We start from the raw sequence: 15,710 nt of genomic DNA on the forward strand, positions 1-15,710 counted from the left end.
TTATGTGTTTCTTGCTGTTATTCTGCATTTATCTTTTGCCATTCTCAGCTCCGCTAATGCAAGAGGATTGTGGCTATCATTCAGCAAGGGTTTCAGTTTGCAAATTAAATGTTTTTCTTCCTCAAAATTGCTAGTTTTAAAAACGGCAATCTCTAAATTATTTTCGATCCAAAAGATAATTTTCTTTTGGTCTTCCTTTATAAATTTATAATTATTTTGATTTGACTTTCCGTGTAATGATCCTGCCTCCGGTAGGTATCCTAAGACTGCACCAATACTTCTGAAAAAAGTTCCGTGACCTTTTGCAAAAAGCTCTTGATTTAATCGCTCTTTAAGTGTTTGACCTTGTGCTTTACCAACATATATAATTTGATGTTCTCTTTCAGATAAAAATTGCTGGAAAGGTTTTGGTAATAAACATTTCTCTTTTAGTCTTAAAGAATATAAACCATAAAAGTTCAATTCATTAATAAAATCTCGATTGATAGTAGAATATTCAACAGCTAGTAAATTAAAAACAGAAGTAGAAACCTCTTGAAATTTTTGTTTTGTTGTACTATTAATTTTTGAAGTAGGGATATTAGAAAGGATTTTTATTTTCCCACTAGAAATTAATTTATTAAAATCCGAAGAGGTTATATTCCTTATATTAAAGTCAGTCATACGAAAATCAAGCTTCTGCATTTTGCGTCTAGCTTTTTTTCGGTCTTCCGCACTGTCTGACTTTTCATAAGTAATGACAAGACCTCTTAACCTTTCAATTATTTCTTCTGAAAAATTCATCATTATGCAGAATATAAATCATTATTTAACTCAACAATCAAATCTTCTAATTCATTATTGAAAATTTTATTAATTCTATTAAAACCTCCTTCATCTAAAAACGGTTTCAAATCAAGATCTTTCTTAGTTAAAATGCTTTCAGCAAGCAATTGCTTTTCAAAACGGTCAATCCATTTTAACTGATGAATATTCCAGTCTCTACTTGATTTAATCTTACTAATCGCATTTTTCACACGCTCTTGTGGTGAAATAAGGTCAACACCCATAGAAAGAGTTCTGATGTATGCGATAATATCTGCTGCAATGTCTATATTTTTTGCAGATTTCCAAGCTGTATTGAGAGAGATTTCATTGAAACCTTTTTCATCAAGAATCAACTTTAATTCTCTCAAAGATTTCCGATCCAATTCCTGAGGTTTATTACAGATAATGTTGATGGCTGCAATGGTGTTGATGTTTTCTGCAATGAATTTCTTGAAGCCTTCAATGTAATCTTCCGGCTTTTCTGCATTGCCATAACCACGGGTGACTTCTTTTACAGAATCTTCGTGAGTTGAATAGACTTGTGTGTACTTCTTATAAACTTTGTTATCCAGATAGTTCCAAAGTGAACTGAGTTGCTCTACTTTGCTTTTTATTTCGGAACTGGGCGTATTTTTCAAATCGGCAATGAGTTCAGCGATTGACTTTCCATCCGTATGAAGTTTTATATGTTCCTGTTGATGCGTTTCTATCAATTTTGATTTGCGTTGTAGCTTCGCAACGATTTGCTCGATTTGGCTGTTTAGTCTTTGCTCATTAGTAATCTTATCAGTTTCTGCTACCAACTGTTCAAAACTGTAAGACGGATTAGAAACGGTTTGCATTTGGGTATAATCCTGCAACGCTTCGTATAATCTCACCGCATCATAAATTTTAAACGCTTCTTTTCCTATTTCAGGACAAAGACGGGTAGCTCTTCCCAACATTTGCTCATACAGAATACGGGATTGCACACGTCTCATAAAAACAATATTGCAAATCGAGGGAACATCTACTCCTGTACTGAGTAAATCTACTGTGATGACAACGTTTGGATATCTTTCGTTTTTAAAATCTCTTGTAAGTTGAGCATTATCGTAAACACTTCCGGTAATTTTTTCAATAGCTTTGTTGTGAACGTCTACACCAATGTTTTGAAACTCTTCTTTCAGCATATACAAAATAGTATCTGCGTGGCTGTCTCTCGCTGCGAAAATCAAAGTCTTTTCATTGCCGTTTGGATCTAAATTTTCCGCTAAATATTTTACAACTGCTCTGTTGAAGTTATCATTAAGAACCTGTTTATTGAAATGCTCTACATCAAATTTAAGTTCATCGTCTAAAGCTTCAAGGTCCGTAATTTCTCCTGTCTCAGCATCATAAGCTTGAGGTTTTTCGCCTTTTTCCCATTTAATCCCTTCAGAATTGAGATTAGTGGAAATATTGTAAGGAGGTTCGTGATCCACCAAGTTACCATCTATGACAGCTTGTCTATAAGAATAATCAAAAACAGAATCTCCGAAGATTTCTTTTGTATGCAAAGCTGGTGTGGCAGTCATTCCAATTTTAAAGGCATCGAAATAATCCAGTACCTTTCGGTACTGTGCTACATAATCGTCCTCATTTCTAATACCAAAATCATCCTCGTTCATTTCTTTATCCAGCTGATAACCTCTGTGCGCTTCATCAACAATTACACAGTCATAAGTATCCACAGTTAAAGGATTTTCAGAATAAAAAAGTCGTTTTACCATACTCTGAACCGTTGCAAAATGAAGTCGGGTTTCAGAATCGGGCTGTGTTATGCTGGTGTCTTCAAATTTATAAATCCCTCCAAACGATTGTTGATCTTCTATTTTATTTTCTTTAACGCTGTCTTTTGCTTGTGAAGCAAGCAATGTTCTGTCTGTTAAAAAAAGAATTCTTTTGAAACGGTTGGCTTTAATCAATCTATAAATCAATCCGTTGATTGTCCTTGTTTTTCCGGTTCCGGTTGCCATTACTAGCAACGCTCTTCGGTCTTGTGGGTATTCAATTAATTTATTTTCAACTGATTTGATGGCTTCTATTTGGTAATCACGAAGATTGAGACCTTGCGGAGAATTTAGATAATCATAATCGCTATCTGTCAGTTTTTTATTCGCTGATTCTGTATCACGTTCATAAATTTCTTTCAGTCCATCAGGAGAAAGCCATCCGCGTAAAGGATAAGCGTGATTGGTATTAATTCGGATATCCTGAAACCATATACCGCTTTTGGTTTTTATTTGCTCAAGATATTTTCTGCCATTCGTAGAGAATAGAAAAGGAGCTTTCAAGTTCTCCCATTTACCCAGAAGTTGAAAACTATCGTTAGCTGTGATTTTTTCTGCATATACTTTAGATTGTCGCAAATCAGTTGAAATATCAAGTCTATATTTCTTTGCTTCTACCAATCCATACAACTCCAATCCTATAAACAATGCGTAGTCTGCATATTTACTACCACAAGGCCATTCTGCTATCGCAATATTTCGCCCTTTTTCGGGAAGTGTTTTATGGTATTTATAATTGATCTTTTCAGTATCGCATTCCCATCCTGCATCTCTTAACTGTTTATCAATCAATTCGAGTCTGGTTTCCTGTTCACTCCAGTCAATTCGGTTTGCAGATTCAATTGATTTAACCCTTCTTGAGTTAATCGTCTGTTTCGATTGATTTAAGATTTCAATCTTATTTTGATAATCTTGGATTTGCTCAGCTAAATCTGCTAACTTTTCATTCAGCTTTTCAGTTTCAACTTTAGATTGCTCTGGTGGGAGTTCATAAACTTTAGCTTCAACATAGTCATTCTCATAGGTTTCGTAGAACCATCTTGAAAGTGTAAATAGTTTTTTAAGAACAAAGAGAGCTTGCTGTTTGGTACTTTCTCCATTATGTGAAGCATCATTACCAGATTTTCTAATAGTATGAAAGAGTGAACCTATTGCATCAGGAAACACATTTCTATTTTGCAGAAACTGGATAGACTCCACTTGATTTCTGCCATTCAGATTCTCAACTTCCAAATCTGCAATTAGCTTAATAAGCTTTTCACCAAAAAGTCTGGCTTTTGAGATAGAAGAACTTGCGTCCACATAATACAAACTTTCCGCAAGCCTTGCTTGATGAAATAACGAAGGATAAGCCTCACAAAGAAAATTAAAACTAGACAAATCTGCCATACATTATGATAAATTAGTTTTTCACTCCCAAATATAACCAAAAACCCAATCCCATACATACGTTTTTCCGTACTCCGCAAAAAAATCATAAAAGCCCAATCATATTTTCAACCCAAATCACAAAACCAATTAAAAATTTTTATTAATTTTAATCTCCAAAAACCCAATAATATGAAAAAAATACTACAATCAGAGGTAGCGCAACACTTAGCGCAATCTCATTTGGCAAACAATTTCCCATTCAATTTATCGGATATAGACTTATCCAAGGACTTATTGACAGACAAAGATGTACTCAAGTTATTTGGCATCTCAGAAAGAACACTGTCCAATCACAAGAAAAAAGGATTAATATCCTATTTCAAGATGGGCAGCAAAACAATGTACCTCAAACCCATTTTAATGATGGACATCCTCAAGATCTACAACGATTAAAATGTTACAAAACCAAATAAGCAGACCTCACAGTCTGCTTTTTCACTACCAAATCCCGTCAGTCCGACTACTGTACCTTTGGTGGATGTATCAAAACCAATTGTAAAAAACGGACAACTTACGTCAGTTCGAGTGTTTTCGTAGCATAGTGAAGAAAATATATCGAGAACAATTCATAAAAAACTAACACCAATTTCTAGATACAATTCGCCTATCAGCGAATCACTCGAAGTGACGATTGATTGAACGACTAAGGGATAATTTACGTCAGTTCGAGTGTTTTCGTAGCACAGCGAAGAAAATATATCGAGAACCTCAATTATTTCTTACATTTAATAAAACACAAATTCTATGCTTTCATCTTATGTTTATATTTTAGAATGTTCTGATGGGACTTATTATACAGGCATCACAGAAAATGTTTATAAGCGTTTTGAAGAACATCAAGAGGGCAAATACTTTGGCTCCTATACTTTCAGTAGAAGACCTGTACAGTTGGTTTACTTTTGTCATCTTATGGATATTGAACAAGCAATTACTTTTGAAAAGAAGATTAAAAAATGGTCAAAAGCCAAGAAGCTTGCATTGATAGAAGATCGTTTTGAGGATTTACCAAATCTAGCTAAAAAGAAGTTTAAGTAAATTAATGGATAAAGTACAGTAAGAATCTTCAATAACTAAAAACCAACTCTCGTCAGTTAGAGTGTTTTCGGAGCACAGCGGAGAAAATGTATCGAGAACCGGTAGTACAAAACACCAACTTCTCAATACAATTAGTCTAACGACGAATCACTCGAAGTGACGAGAGTTCAGATTACTTTACAGGTATATCTTCTATAAAATCCGCAACCAACAACTAACAACTAACAACTAACAACTAACAACTAACAACTACCTCACCAACGCCGTCTTCACGCCTTCTTTCTCTAACTGATTCTGTAATTCTTTGATATAGGTTTTGACCGTCGCTTCTGATTCGGAGAGCAAAGTGACTTTAGTAGAAAAGTGGGTATTAAAACTCTTTTTACCATTTTTCATCACAATCTGCATTCTGCCACTGTAACCACTATTGCTTCTATAGTTGGATCTGACTGCTGAGAAAACAACTTTGTCAATCTCTGTGAGTTGGTATCTTTTAAAATTCATGTTGTTGAACATCAGATAACCGTCTTGCAATATAAAAGGTGAGATCTTTTTATTTCTTAAAAGGAAAGCAACTAAACCAGCGATGCCGCCACCTCCCAAAATCAGTAAATAAGGCCAATACCAATCTCTGTTATAAGAGACACTGGATGTCAAAACATTATCGCTTGGAGGAAACGACAGAGCCTCTGAACGGTTTAGCTTCCGGATATCATCATACCTCAAGTCAGATTGGGTAAGGATATCTCGTGCTGTAGCTTCGTCCTTGATTTCATAAACTGCTGATGACATCAAATTGGAGCTGCCAAAGTTGTCCAAATAAAAGTATCGCTTACCAGCCTGCCAAATATTAATGTAGGGATTCTCACCATTGTCCAGCTTTTTAAAGTCTGATGCACCGACATCTTCCAGCTCTAAAAGATGGGTAGATCGACTGCTCAGACCTGTTTTTCTGCCCCAATGTTCCGAAGCGGCCAGAAAATAAACCTTATTAGCACTGGCAAAAACATCCGGAGCCAACTGCGTGAACTGATTATCTACAAATGGATTGTCGCCAGCGCGTTCCACTTTTTCACTTTCTGGATCGTAGAAATAGACACCTTTCCGACTGCTGAACAGCGGCTGATTGGCGTGTTTCAGATTAGCACTCAGCATTTTGTATGGTGCTTTGGACACATCAAAAGCATGTCCATCGGCATACACCATCCCGTGTATGCTATCAATAAGATAAGCGCTTCTGGATGGGATATCACCTTCTATCCCTACCTCAAATAAACTGTTATTATAAACAAGAGGCAACAATTGGTTTTCGTAATATACATTCTTACCATCGGTAAAATAACTGGAGCTCTCCCGCTCCTGTCTATCTGCATACCGTATATTGAGTGGACGTATGGATTTAGGATCTGCTTTTGGCATCACTTGTCCTCTAAAAAAAGCCTGATACGCATTGCCTCCAATATTAAAACCCTTTTTTGAAGTGTAGAACTGATTCTTTGGAAGTTCAACAAATGGATACCAATAGGTCTGTGGTTTCTCGGCAGTCCCCATACTCTGCCTTACCAATTGTAAGACTTCTTTTAAAGTGCCAAGCTCCTTATTACGCTTTGAATTTCTGGCGCAGAAATAAGTCGTAGCACCATCGGTATAGTAGTTATTAGCCAATGCTTTCAGATTATTGGGATTAAGACCTTTGAGAATGATATTTCCGGCATATACATGCTTGCCATCCCAACCGATGTGCGCATCCTGATAATTATCTGTAAAAGTCTTAAAGGTCTTGGCATCGGCTCCTTTCACTTCACAATAGCCATTACTCGGTACTGCTGCATAGACTTTGCCTTTGTAAGTGCAAAACACACTATTGAGATCGGTCTTGGGTGTGCTGTAAGTAATAGGCTCCGCTTTGTCTGACAACGAGACATACAAAAGACCAAAACAGGCAACAAAAATTAAAATCAATAAGCAGCCAATAAGAATTCGGAATCTATAGAACATGAAGTGTTTTTATAGAGGTTGACTCTCAAATTTAATAAAAAGATTGGTTACTAATGGTTAATTATTAATTATTAATGATGATTAAATTCCGAAGTTGATAAATAAGCTGAATCTGGATTTGGCTTCGATATCACCACCTGCCAATTGGGTATAAGCAGGCAACATCAGCTCGCTGCCGAGACTGAACTTCTTGTAAGACACTTCGAATCCCAATCTACCATACAAGGCACTGCCAGCTGTCTTGGGCATTACCTCGCCAAACTGCTTGTTCCAGTCATAGACTTCACCTTGCAAGCCCAATTTTCCAGAAAAGATACTATTCTCGTTACGCCACAATCTATAAAATCCAGTTGCAGCATAATTCCATTGGTTACCAAAGCGGTAGTGTTTTTTATTTTCGGTTTTGATAGTGTAATCGGTATTTAGCATCAATGCAAAGAGGTTTTTCTGGAATTTGTAACTCAATGCCAACTGGTAATCCCAGCTTCCTGTTCCCAATTGGAAACTTGGATTAACACCTGTAATTCCTTTCTCATCAAATCTCCCCAACGGAATTTTTACACCTAAACCACCATTCAGCTGATGGTATTCGTTTTTGGATTTGAGGATTTCGTAAATTCCCATCACACTTGCATCTCCTATCCCATTGATGCTGATGTCGCCCTGCAAGGTTTTCTTCTCGTGAAACTGAAACGGAATACTTCCATAAATACTTAGCTTCTGAGTTACCGGAATCTTGCCCCAAACCTGAATGGTATTAAAATATTGGTTCTGCGTCAAATCCTGCGTAAACAGATTTTCTTTGGCTTTGTAATGCTGGGCAAAATATTTAACACCAATAAATTGGGGATTCAATAACGATTCGAAGCCGGAAGAGCCATTGCCAGCAGCACAACCACAGGCGTCACAGAAAAATTTTTCGTATTTGGCTAAATACTGTAACTGGTTTTCATATTGAGGAATGTAAAGGCTGTCTCGGTTGGCTTTTATTTGCTGAGACAGGATGATTAGTATTAGGAGTAGGATTGATTTTTTCATTGTTGATTTTTATTTAACCACAAAAGGCACAAAAGTTTTGGTTTTGAACACAAAGGGCACTAGGTTTTTGTTTCAAATGCTGTTGGTAGTCTCACAAAGGCGCTTCACTTTGATGAGATTTATATCTATTTCTCGCAGATTTTTAGGATTTTGCAGATTATTAAATCCGCTTGATCTGTAAAATCTGCGAGTTAATTATTATTGGACATTGCTTCACTTCGTTCGCAATGACAATAGCAGTTTCGTATTAATAGCTACTATTCTGCAAATTGCTTGTTAGTAATAAATTGTTGGTCGCTGAGGGTTTTCAGGAAAGCGATGATGTACTGTTTTTCTAAAGTAGTCATTGGGAGACCAATACGTCCATTCTGTTTCAGAATTGGGTCCAGATTGGCTTGATTCTCGACATTATCCGAATAGAAATTGAGCACAGCATCCAAAGAATAGAAACGTCCGTCGTGCATATAAGGTGCGGTGTATTCTACATTTCGGAGGCTTGGCACACGGAATTTCATATTATCATTCCAATCCAATGTCACACGGTATCTACCACGGTCGTCATACTGTGCATTGTAATACATTCCGGTATTTCGATAACTTTCATCGGTAAACAACTCTCCTGAATGACAGCTTGCACATTTATTTTGAAATAATACCATCCCCTGAGATTCTTCATTTGTGAAAGAAGCTTTTCCTTTCTTCATTCTGTCATATTTGGAATCGGCGGAAATCATTGTGACCATAAATTGGGTCAATGCTTTCAATAATCTTTCGCCGGAAATATTCTCATCACCATAAGCTGCTTTGAATAGCTTTTTATAATTAGCATCCTGACTTAGTTTTGAAACGACTTCGGGCAGAGAACTGTCCATTTCAAAATCTGTAGTAATAGGAACCAAAGAACGCTCATCCAGATTATGGCTAACGCCATCCCAAGTGTAGTTTTTGAGAAATGCCATATTCTGAATTGGCGGTGCATTGCGGATTCCTAATTTATCATCAATACCGTGACTCACAGGATGTCCGTGATGGGTGAACGCATACTCCTGAATATGGCAGAATCCACAAGAAATGGTATTGTTACGCGACAGTTTGCCTTCATAAAATAATTTCTTACCCAAGGCTACACCATTTACAGTTACAGGATTTTTTTTAATATCAAATGCCAACGCGGGAAAATTTGTCGGAACCTCTAGATTGTACGTTTTGTCTTCTTCAAAAGCTTCGCCTTCATATTCGTAGGAGCAAGACATTGATATTCCTGAAATTACAATGAATAAAATCCAAAGAGAACATAATCGCCCTCTTTGGAATTGTTGAATTGACTTAATCATTATGGACGTGGTCTACTTTGAACATATTGATGAGGTTGTTGCTGACATTTACTAAATGTGCGCTGCTGCCCATCGCCATATTATTGGAAGTATCCAATGACAACGTTGTTTTCCCACTCAAATATTGGTTAAAATCTGCCAGAATATGAACAGAAGGTGTAATATCCTTATTCACTCTGGCTGTAGTCGGTAAATCCAAAACCACTTCTCTATAAAGATCTGCGGTTCCGTTTGAGGAAACATCTCCCATATTGCCGCAATGGTTCATAAACTCGGTATCAGGTGTTGATGTTCCGTAATTCCCTTCCAGTTTTGTGAAGATATAACCAGCTGCCCAAGACCAAGCCATTCCTTCTTGTTTGGCTTTGTCCCAAAACAAACCTTGTCCGTCCTGACCAATAAGATAAGCCGCAGGGCTGATCCCCAAGCCTAATTTAATTTTTTTATAATTTCCTTTCGGGACTTCGTTGAGGTTAATGAAGACGATTCCAGCTTTGGCTTCTTCCTGATTGATGATGAAAGCACCTTTGTCCGGATTGTTGTAATGGTATTTAAATTCCGATCCGTTTTCATCGATGAGTGAGATGTTGCTGATGATGTATTTAAGCGTTGAGAACTGGTGTTTTTGTCCTTTGACTGAGGTTTGTATGGTCTGATTCAAAACAATATCGCCGAGATTATAGAAGCCGTTCTCGAATTTGACTTGAAGATTTCCAGTTGTGTTATCTTGGATATCGTCATCGTTGTTACTGCAAGATGAAAGAGTTATTATTGAGATGAATAGTAATGATAATAGTTTATAGATTTTCATTTGTTCGATATTATGATTGATAATTTTTAAAGGTTTTTATCGCAAAGGCACAAAAGATTTTTTAAACAATTCTTCGTTTCTAAGGCACAAAGGTTTGACTTCGCCAATATTGACAAAGACTGTTTTGTTGAAATGTGAGTTTTTGTGCTCTGCTGCGATAGGGATAGCAGCGGTTACCCCGCAGGGCAGCGGCGGAGCGAAGCGGAGCCGTTGACCGAGGAGTATGAGCGGATAGCCGACCCGAGTGGCTGCCTTAGCGTCGGAGAGGGAATCGCCCTAATTACCTATATTATCTAAACAATTGGAGGTCTGAAAATGTGTTTCAGATACAGATAAGAATAATCTGTGGTGTATGGGAAAGTAAGGCTGGTAAAGAATCTTTGCCCTACTGTTTTGACTGCAGCAATCTCAACCGGAATATAGCAGTCGATGATTTTCTGGGTCAGATTTTTGGATTTGGAATCTTCTGAGCTATTTTTGGCAAGCTCTTTTCCGAGGTAACATTTACCGTTGCAATGCAGCTCCGGTTTTTTCTTGTTGATACACAAAACGTTTGAAATATAATCATAATTAACAGCATACTCTACCAATGGCAGCAGTGGTTTGAGCACCAAATAAAAGACTAGTAAAAGGTTAAAGATGAGTTTCAAGACTTTGTTTTGAGGTTTTTAAAAAGCACAGGCTAGCTGTGCTTTTTTTGATATATTGAGGCTGTTATTTAATAGCTTCCTCATATCTTCTGCTGATTTCTTTCCAGTTGGTCACGTTCCAAAGTGCAGCCAGATAATCGGCTCTTTTGTTCTGATATTTAAGATAATAAGCATGCTCCCAAACATCGATTCCGAAAATTGGCGTTCCCTTTACCTCGGCGATATCCATCAAAGGATTATCCTGATTTCCGGATGAAGTCACCGCCAATTTTTTGTCAGCCGTTACTACCAGCCAAGCCCAACCTGAACCGAAACGATCAGCACCGGCTTTGCTCAGCTTTTCCTTCAAAGCATCCAAACTCCCAAAAGAATCGTTGATGGCTTTGGCTAATTTAGCGGAAGGCTGTGTATTTTTCTCAGGTGTCAACACTGTCCAGAACAACTCGTGGTTGTAGTGTCCGCCAGCGTTGTTTCTAACGGCAGGACTTTCTTTGGAAATGTGGGAAAGAATCTTTTCCAAACTTTCTTTTTCTAGTGGTCTTCCTGCAATGGCTTTGTTTAAATTTGCAACATAAGCTGCTGCATGTTTTGTGTAATGGATTTCCATTGTCTGTGCATCAACAGATCCTTCCAAAGCATTGTAAGCATATGGAAGCGGCGTTTGCTTGAACTGTGCCGTCGCAAAAGTTGCTGCAGATATAGCACTCGCGAGGAATATTTTCTTGATTTTCATAATAACTTTTTTAGTGGTTAGACATCTATTATTTTAATAATTTTCTGATATCTTCTATTAATTTTTCTCTATCCGGATGGTACTTCCCTTTCAGGCTGGTTTTAGTTCCAGCTTCATCTTCGTAATTCAAACCTGAATAATAAAGAATCGGCATATTGTTCTCATCGAACCGGCAACGGAGGTTTCCTTCTTTATCTACCAAAGCAATCATCCCACTATGATTGAGACTCTCCGAATCATCTTCCTTATCTCCAACATAAATGTCAAACATATCCGCTAAGTTACCGATATAGTCCCGGTCTCCCGATAGAAAATGCCAATTGGGCGACTTGGCTCCAATCATTTTAGCGTGGTTTTTCAGCACTTCCGGTGTATCATTGGTTGGGTCTATGCTGATGGAAATGATTCCGAAATCCGGATTATTGATTTGCTCATCAATGTATTTCATATTGGAATTCATCACAGGGCAAATCGTAGGGCAACGGCTGTAAAAGAACTCTACGAGATAAACTTTTCCTAGCATATCTTTATCGGTAATCTTCTTGGAATTCTGGTCTGTGAGCGCAAATTCCGGGACTTTCATTACCGTGTAAAGACTCTTTTTGAAATAGCTCATCCCAATTCCTATCACCAAAAATAGTACCGCAAAAACTATTATCGGCAGAATCAGTTTGCTTTTCTGGAAAGACTTCTGTTTCTTTCTGTTTATCATTTCAAAGCATATTTGGCTGGGGTTTTCTTGAATTCTTTTTTGCAATGATCGCTGCAAAAACCATAAGTTTTGCCTTTATAAATGATAGTATCTTTTAGGAATTCGGCTGTTTTCATATGGCAAATCGGGTCATCTGAGTTCACGACCTTTACACCTTTGAGGTCGGTCTTGGGCTTCATTTTGGAAACCTGTTTTACTTTGGGTGTCTCCTGTGCACAAGACAGTGCCGACACCGAAAGCAGTATCATCAAAATATTGAATTTCATTTTTTTGAAGTTGATTTAATGTTTTACGAAAGCTTTTGAACACAAAGCGCACAATGATTTTTACTTGATGCTTATTAAGGTTCACAAAGGCGCTTCGCTTAAAAAAGATTTTAGCTATTAACTGTTTTAAAGTCCCAAAGACAAGTTTTGTTCAGTTAATTTTCATAATTAAACTAACGGTGGATGGAATATCCTTGAATCTAATGAGAAATTGTAGAATGAACTTAAATAAGAATTCTGTTTTTGATTGTCCAGATTGAAATTAAAATCATTCAAAACTGTGAACACATTGCCTACAGTAAATAATTCTGAGAATACAGAAAGTTTCAGTTGATCTTGCTTGGCAGAGTTTTGTGAGGATTTGGAAAGTTCTTTTGCCAGGTAGCATTTGCCGTTACAATTCATTTCTTTTTTTGCTCTGTTCTCACAAAGGTTTTTGGTGATGTAACTGTAATTCACGGTATAATCTATCAACGGCATTACCGGCCGTAATGCTATTATGAAAATGATGAATATGGAAATGAAAGCTTTCAACACAACAAAAATAACTTATTAGTCTCAGATAGCAAATGATATTTGACAGCAGATTCTTAAATATGACTTATTTTAAGGTCGTACCTACGGCACTTTTGTCTATCATTAATCTTTTTTACTATTAACAGGTCGCTCGTACCGAGGTTCTAATAATCAAAATTAAAAAACAAAAAAGTCAGAAGAAAAACTCCTGACCTTTTTGTTATAATTTGAAAATGATTAATCAACAATTACTTTAGTGCTGCTAGATTTTGTTTTTACAAAATAAACACCTTTAGAAAGTTTTTTCAAGTTAATCTTTTCGTTGTTGTTAACGTTATTGATTGTTTGAACCAATTGCCCGTTGACACTGTAAATCTGAACTGTTTCGTTCTTAGAAATTCCACTGATGAACAATTCGCTGTTTTTAACTGGATTTGGATAAACTGTTAGTTTTTGGTTTTTAGCATTAGATTCTGAAACTGCTAATTTTGTGTAGCAAGTCCAAGATAAGTTATCAAAAGATACTCTGTTACTTGTTGTATCATCTACTAATTCAATCACTACGTCACCTTCAACATCAATATTAGAAATTGTAGTCGTAGTCGCTGTTTTAGAATAAGGGATTTGTCCTTTCACAACGCCATTAACTTTCAAAGTATAATTACCCGCAGAATCCGCAAAAGGTAAATAAGTTTTAACTGTCAATGAACCAATACCTCCGGAAATTGTAGAAGATTTCAACGAACCTTTTCTTAAACAAATTGCTCTGTTGTTATCGCCATCGATATAGATTTGCTTATCTGTTCTTGCATTAGAAGCTGTCCAAACAATATTCTGGTTAGACCATTCTCTATCCAAATAAGAAGAGTTAGTCGCAGGCATACTTTCAAAATCTTCTGTACCACAAGTTGTTCCGGTTCCCGGAGTTGTACCGTTTTCTGTAGTACCTTCTACCGATGTACTATTTCCAGATTTGTTTCCAGCAAAATCTTTAGCCACTACATAGAAAGAATATGTTGTAGCCGGTGCAAGACCTGTTACAGTTCCACTATTAGTCGATACGGACATTTTATAAGTGTTGTTCAAATAGATATCATAGCTGTTCACGCCAACGTTATCCATAGAAGCTGTCCAAGATAAGGAAATACTTGAAGATGTTTTTCCAGAAACTGCTAAGTTGGTTGGTGTAGTTGGAGCTTCTGTGTCACTAGTACTTCCACCATTGAAGGTATCTGGCCAAGTATTCTGAGCTGCAGGACCACCCCAAATCACCGTTGCCAAATAAGGATTATCTATGAATGGATTTCTGTTCTTTTGCGTGTTAGCAACTACATTGTTTCTTTGTCTTTCGAAATCTGAAACAGGGTCTTCCACATTCCATTTTAAAAGAATATCCGGGAAATCTGAAGAATAAGTAGCTGGATTCATTGTGATGTTCAAAGGAAGACATCTCGTGTTGTATCTTACATACATATACATCAGGATCCTGGCAACATCTCCTTTCCATTCGTCTCCAGGATACCATCCGCCACGACTTGTTTTGTAAGCTGTTGCTCCGGTTCCGTCATCAAATAACAAACTTCCTCTGGTACTGTTCAAAGTATTATCTGCCGGACGAAGATGATGACCATCTGCTCCGGGACCGGAAGTTCCCAAGTTTGGTGTTCCTTTCGATTTTGCATAAACATGCTCACGGTTCCAAGAACCATTAATCGCACGACTTCTCTGGTGCGTTCCAGAAGCTTGAGAACCATAAATCAACAATAGATTGGATGGATTTTGAGGATCAACATCACTCCTTTTCAAAAGCGTTTGCAACTCGCTGTAAGAAATAGTTTTGGTGTGAGTTGTTGTGATTAACGTTGCAAGTTCACTCTTTAGTTCATTTTTTGTTTTGTTAAAATTAACTCCGGAATAATAAGACGGAGCCGATTGTGCAAAAGCAAACAATGAAACAATACTTGCAAAAAAAGAAATTTTTAACTTCATTCTATAAAATATTTAATTTTTTGTAATGTTCTTTATAATTTTATTTTGATACACGATATCAAATGGATGTTCTTTAATAGTTACCGAAATTTTATTTTCAAATTCCAGATAAAAGCTGTTATCAAACCTATAAAGTTTAGCAGGGAGCTCATCTTTATTAACTTGTGTTGAAATTTTTACATCAATTCCTTTTTCTAATTCTTCTTCTGAAAAAAGAATATCAATCAATTCTAAATTTTCTCCGAGACGAATAACACTCGTCAAAAGTCCAGGATGGGAATCTCCTGCCCCGACAAAAAGCCTGTTTTCTTTTTCATCTATCCCGATCACATACAAAGGCTCCTTTTTTCCGCCTACATTGATTCCTTTTCGTTGTCCAATCCTGAAATTTTCAACACCCTGATGTTCACCAACCAAAAAACCATCAAACAGCGAGTACTCTTTTTTCCTGGATTTCCAGATGAGTTCATCTTTCTTGGAATGAAATACCGGCAATTCTATACTATAGATTGGAGCGCTTGCAGGTATTTCAACTATTTGGCCTTTTTGAGTCATTAAAATCTTCGATATAAACCTCTT

15 protein-coding genes are annotated in these 15,710 nt (G+C 36.9%); 2 read left to right on the forward strand and 13 right to left on the reverse strand.

The annotated features are described in order from the left end of the window. Together BXY58_RS15345 and hsdR are read right to left on the reverse strand one after the other, a co-directional pair. Positions 1-786, reverse strand: a complete 786-nt coding sequence (locus BXY58_RS15345; protein ID WP_120214753.1) for a GIY-YIG nuclease family protein — start codon at positions 784-786, stop codon at positions 1-3. Next, on the reverse strand, positions 786-4,007 hold the full coding sequence (hsdR, locus tag BXY58_RS15350) for a type I restriction-modification system endonuclease (protein ID WP_120214754.1): 3,222 nt from the start codon (positions 4,005-4,007) through the stop codon (positions 786-788). The genes BXY58_RS15345 and hsdR overlap by 1 nt, the downstream gene beginning before the upstream one ends. Positions 4,008-4,178: 171 nt before the next feature. Between hsdR and BXY58_RS15355 the strand changes: the two genes are divergently transcribed. Both BXY58_RS15355 and BXY58_RS15360 read left to right on the forward strand, forming a co-directional pair. Next, positions 4,179-4,442 (forward strand): MerR family transcriptional regulator, encoded by a 264-nt coding sequence (locus tag BXY58_RS15355; RefSeq protein ID WP_120214755.1) that lies wholly within the window; start codon positions 4,179-4,181, stop codon positions 4,440-4,442. Between the two features lie 351 nt (positions 4,443-4,793). Then, the gene (locus tag BXY58_RS15360; RefSeq protein ID WP_120214756.1) at positions 4,794-5,084 is read left to right on the forward strand and encodes a GIY-YIG nuclease family protein; all 291 of its coding nucleotides are present in this window, start codon (positions 4,794-4,796) and stop codon (positions 5,082-5,084) included. A 249-nt stretch (positions 5,085-5,333) separates the two neighbouring features. On the opposite strand, the gene BXY58_RS15365 is transcribed toward BXY58_RS15360, so the two are convergent. The 11 genes from BXY58_RS15365 to BXY58_RS15415 all read right to left on the reverse strand — a co-directional run bounded on the left by BXY58_RS15365 (position 5,334) and on the right by BXY58_RS15415 (position 15,686). After that, on the reverse strand, positions 5,334-7,046 hold the full coding sequence (locus BXY58_RS15365) for a DKNYY domain-containing protein (RefSeq protein ID WP_170144255.1): 1,713 nt from the start codon (positions 7,044-7,046) through the stop codon (positions 5,334-5,336). Between the two features lie 117 nt (positions 7,047-7,163). After that, positions 7,164-8,120, reverse strand: coding sequence for a transporter (locus BXY58_RS15370; protein ID WP_120214758.1), 957 nt, complete (start codon positions 8,118-8,120; stop codon positions 7,164-7,166). Positions 8,121-8,377: 257 nt separating this feature from the next. Continuing rightward, entirely contained in the window at positions 8,378-9,454 is a 1,077-nt protein-coding gene (locus tag BXY58_RS15375) for a cytochrome-c peroxidase (RefSeq protein ID WP_120214759.1), read from the reverse strand. Then, the gene (locus BXY58_RS15380) at positions 9,447-10,265 is read right to left on the reverse strand and encodes an MbnP family protein (protein ID WP_120214760.1); all 819 of its coding nucleotides are present in this window, start codon (positions 10,263-10,265) and stop codon (positions 9,447-9,449) included. Before BXY58_RS15380 ends, BXY58_RS15375 begins: the two co-directional genes overlap by 8 nt. 293 nt (positions 10,266-10,558) lie before the next feature. Continuing rightward, positions 10,559-10,876 (reverse strand): hypothetical protein, encoded by a 318-nt coding sequence (locus BXY58_RS15385; RefSeq protein ID WP_229728461.1) that lies wholly within the window; start codon positions 10,874-10,876, stop codon positions 10,559-10,561. 103 nt (positions 10,877-10,979) lie between these two features. After that, a complete protein-coding gene (locus tag BXY58_RS15390) occupies positions 10,980-11,648 on the reverse strand; it encodes a superoxide dismutase (RefSeq protein ID WP_120214762.1) in 669 nt (222 codons plus the stop codon). Between the two features lie 28 nt (positions 11,649-11,676). After that, positions 11,677-12,360 (reverse strand): SCO family protein, encoded by a 684-nt coding sequence (locus BXY58_RS15395; protein WP_120214763.1) that lies wholly within the window; start codon positions 12,358-12,360, stop codon positions 11,677-11,679. Beyond that, positions 12,357-12,626, reverse strand: a complete 270-nt coding sequence (locus BXY58_RS15400; protein ID WP_120214764.1) for a YHS domain-containing protein — start codon at positions 12,624-12,626, stop codon at positions 12,357-12,359. Before BXY58_RS15400 ends, BXY58_RS15395 begins: the two co-directional genes overlap by 4 nt. A 168-nt stretch (positions 12,627-12,794) precedes the next feature. Further along, positions 12,795-13,106: a hypothetical protein gene (locus tag BXY58_RS15405; protein WP_229728462.1), complete on the reverse strand. Its 312-nt coding sequence runs from the start codon at positions 13,104-13,106 to the stop codon at positions 12,795-12,797. A gap of 273 nt (positions 13,107-13,379) precedes the next feature. After that, positions 13,380-15,131 (reverse strand): endonuclease, encoded by a 1,752-nt coding sequence (locus tag BXY58_RS15410; protein ID WP_120214765.1) that lies wholly within the window; start codon positions 15,129-15,131, stop codon positions 13,380-13,382. A gap of 12 nt (positions 15,132-15,143) precedes the next feature. Next, complete coding sequence (locus tag BXY58_RS15415; protein WP_120214766.1) at positions 15,144-15,686, reverse strand: tRNA methyl transferase PRC-barrel domain-containing protein; 543 nt, start codon at positions 15,684-15,686, stop codon at positions 15,144-15,146. Between the last annotated feature and the right edge of the window lie 24 nt (positions 15,687-15,710).

The organism is Epilithonimonas arachidiradicis (assembly GCF_003610695.1).
Taxonomy (GTDB): domain Bacteria; phylum Bacteroidota; class Bacteroidia; order Flavobacteriales; family Weeksellaceae; genus Epilithonimonas; species Epilithonimonas arachidiradicis.

What these genes read in the sequence shown, in the direction of transcription:
- BXY58_RS15345 (WP_120214753.1), bottom strand. Translation starts at nt 786, where the DNA reads ATGATGAATTTTTCAGAAGAAATAATTGAAAGGTTAAGAGGTCTTGTC.
- hsdR (WP_120214754.1), bottom strand. Translation starts at nt 4,007, where the DNA reads ATGGCAGATTTGTCTAGTTTTAATTTTCTTTGTGAGGCTTATCCTTCG.
- BXY58_RS15355 (WP_120214755.1), top strand. Translation starts at nt 4,179, where the DNA reads ATGAAAAAAATACTACAATCAGAGGTAGCGCAACACTTAGCGCAATCT.
- BXY58_RS15360 (WP_120214756.1), top strand. Translation starts at nt 4,794, where the DNA reads ATGCTTTCATCTTATGTTTATATTTTAGAATGTTCTGATGGGACTTAT.
- BXY58_RS15370 (WP_120214758.1), bottom strand. Translation starts at nt 8,120, where the DNA reads ATGAAAAAATCAATCCTACTCCTAATACTAATCATCCTGTCTCAGCAA.
- BXY58_RS15375 (WP_120214759.1), bottom strand. Translation starts at nt 9,454, where the DNA reads ATGATTAAGTCAATTCAACAATTCCAAAGAGGGCGATTATGTTCTCTT.
- BXY58_RS15380 (WP_120214760.1), bottom strand. Translation starts at nt 10,265, where the DNA reads ATGAAAATCTATAAACTATTATCATTACTATTCATCTCAATAATAACT.
- BXY58_RS15390 (WP_120214762.1), bottom strand. Translation starts at nt 11,648, where the DNA reads ATGAAAATCAAGAAAATATTCCTCGCGAGTGCTATATCTGCAGCAACT.
- BXY58_RS15395 (WP_120214763.1), bottom strand. Translation starts at nt 12,360, where the DNA reads ATGATAAACAGAAAGAAACAGAAGTCTTTCCAGAAAAGCAAACTGATT.
- BXY58_RS15400 (WP_120214764.1), bottom strand. Translation starts at nt 12,626, where the DNA reads ATGAAATTCAATATTTTGATGATACTGCTTTCGGTGTCGGCACTGTCT.
- BXY58_RS15405 (WP_229728462.1), bottom strand. Translation starts at nt 13,106, where the DNA reads ATGCCGTTGATAGATTATACCGTGAATTACAGTTACATCACCAAAAAC.
- BXY58_RS15410 (WP_120214765.1), bottom strand. Translation starts at nt 15,131, where the DNA reads ATGAAGTTAAAAATTTCTTTTTTTGCAAGTATTGTTTCATTGTTTGCT.
- BXY58_RS15415 (WP_120214766.1), bottom strand. Translation starts at nt 15,686, where the DNA reads ATGACTCAAAAAGGCCAAATAGTTGAAATACCTGCAAGCGCTCCAATC.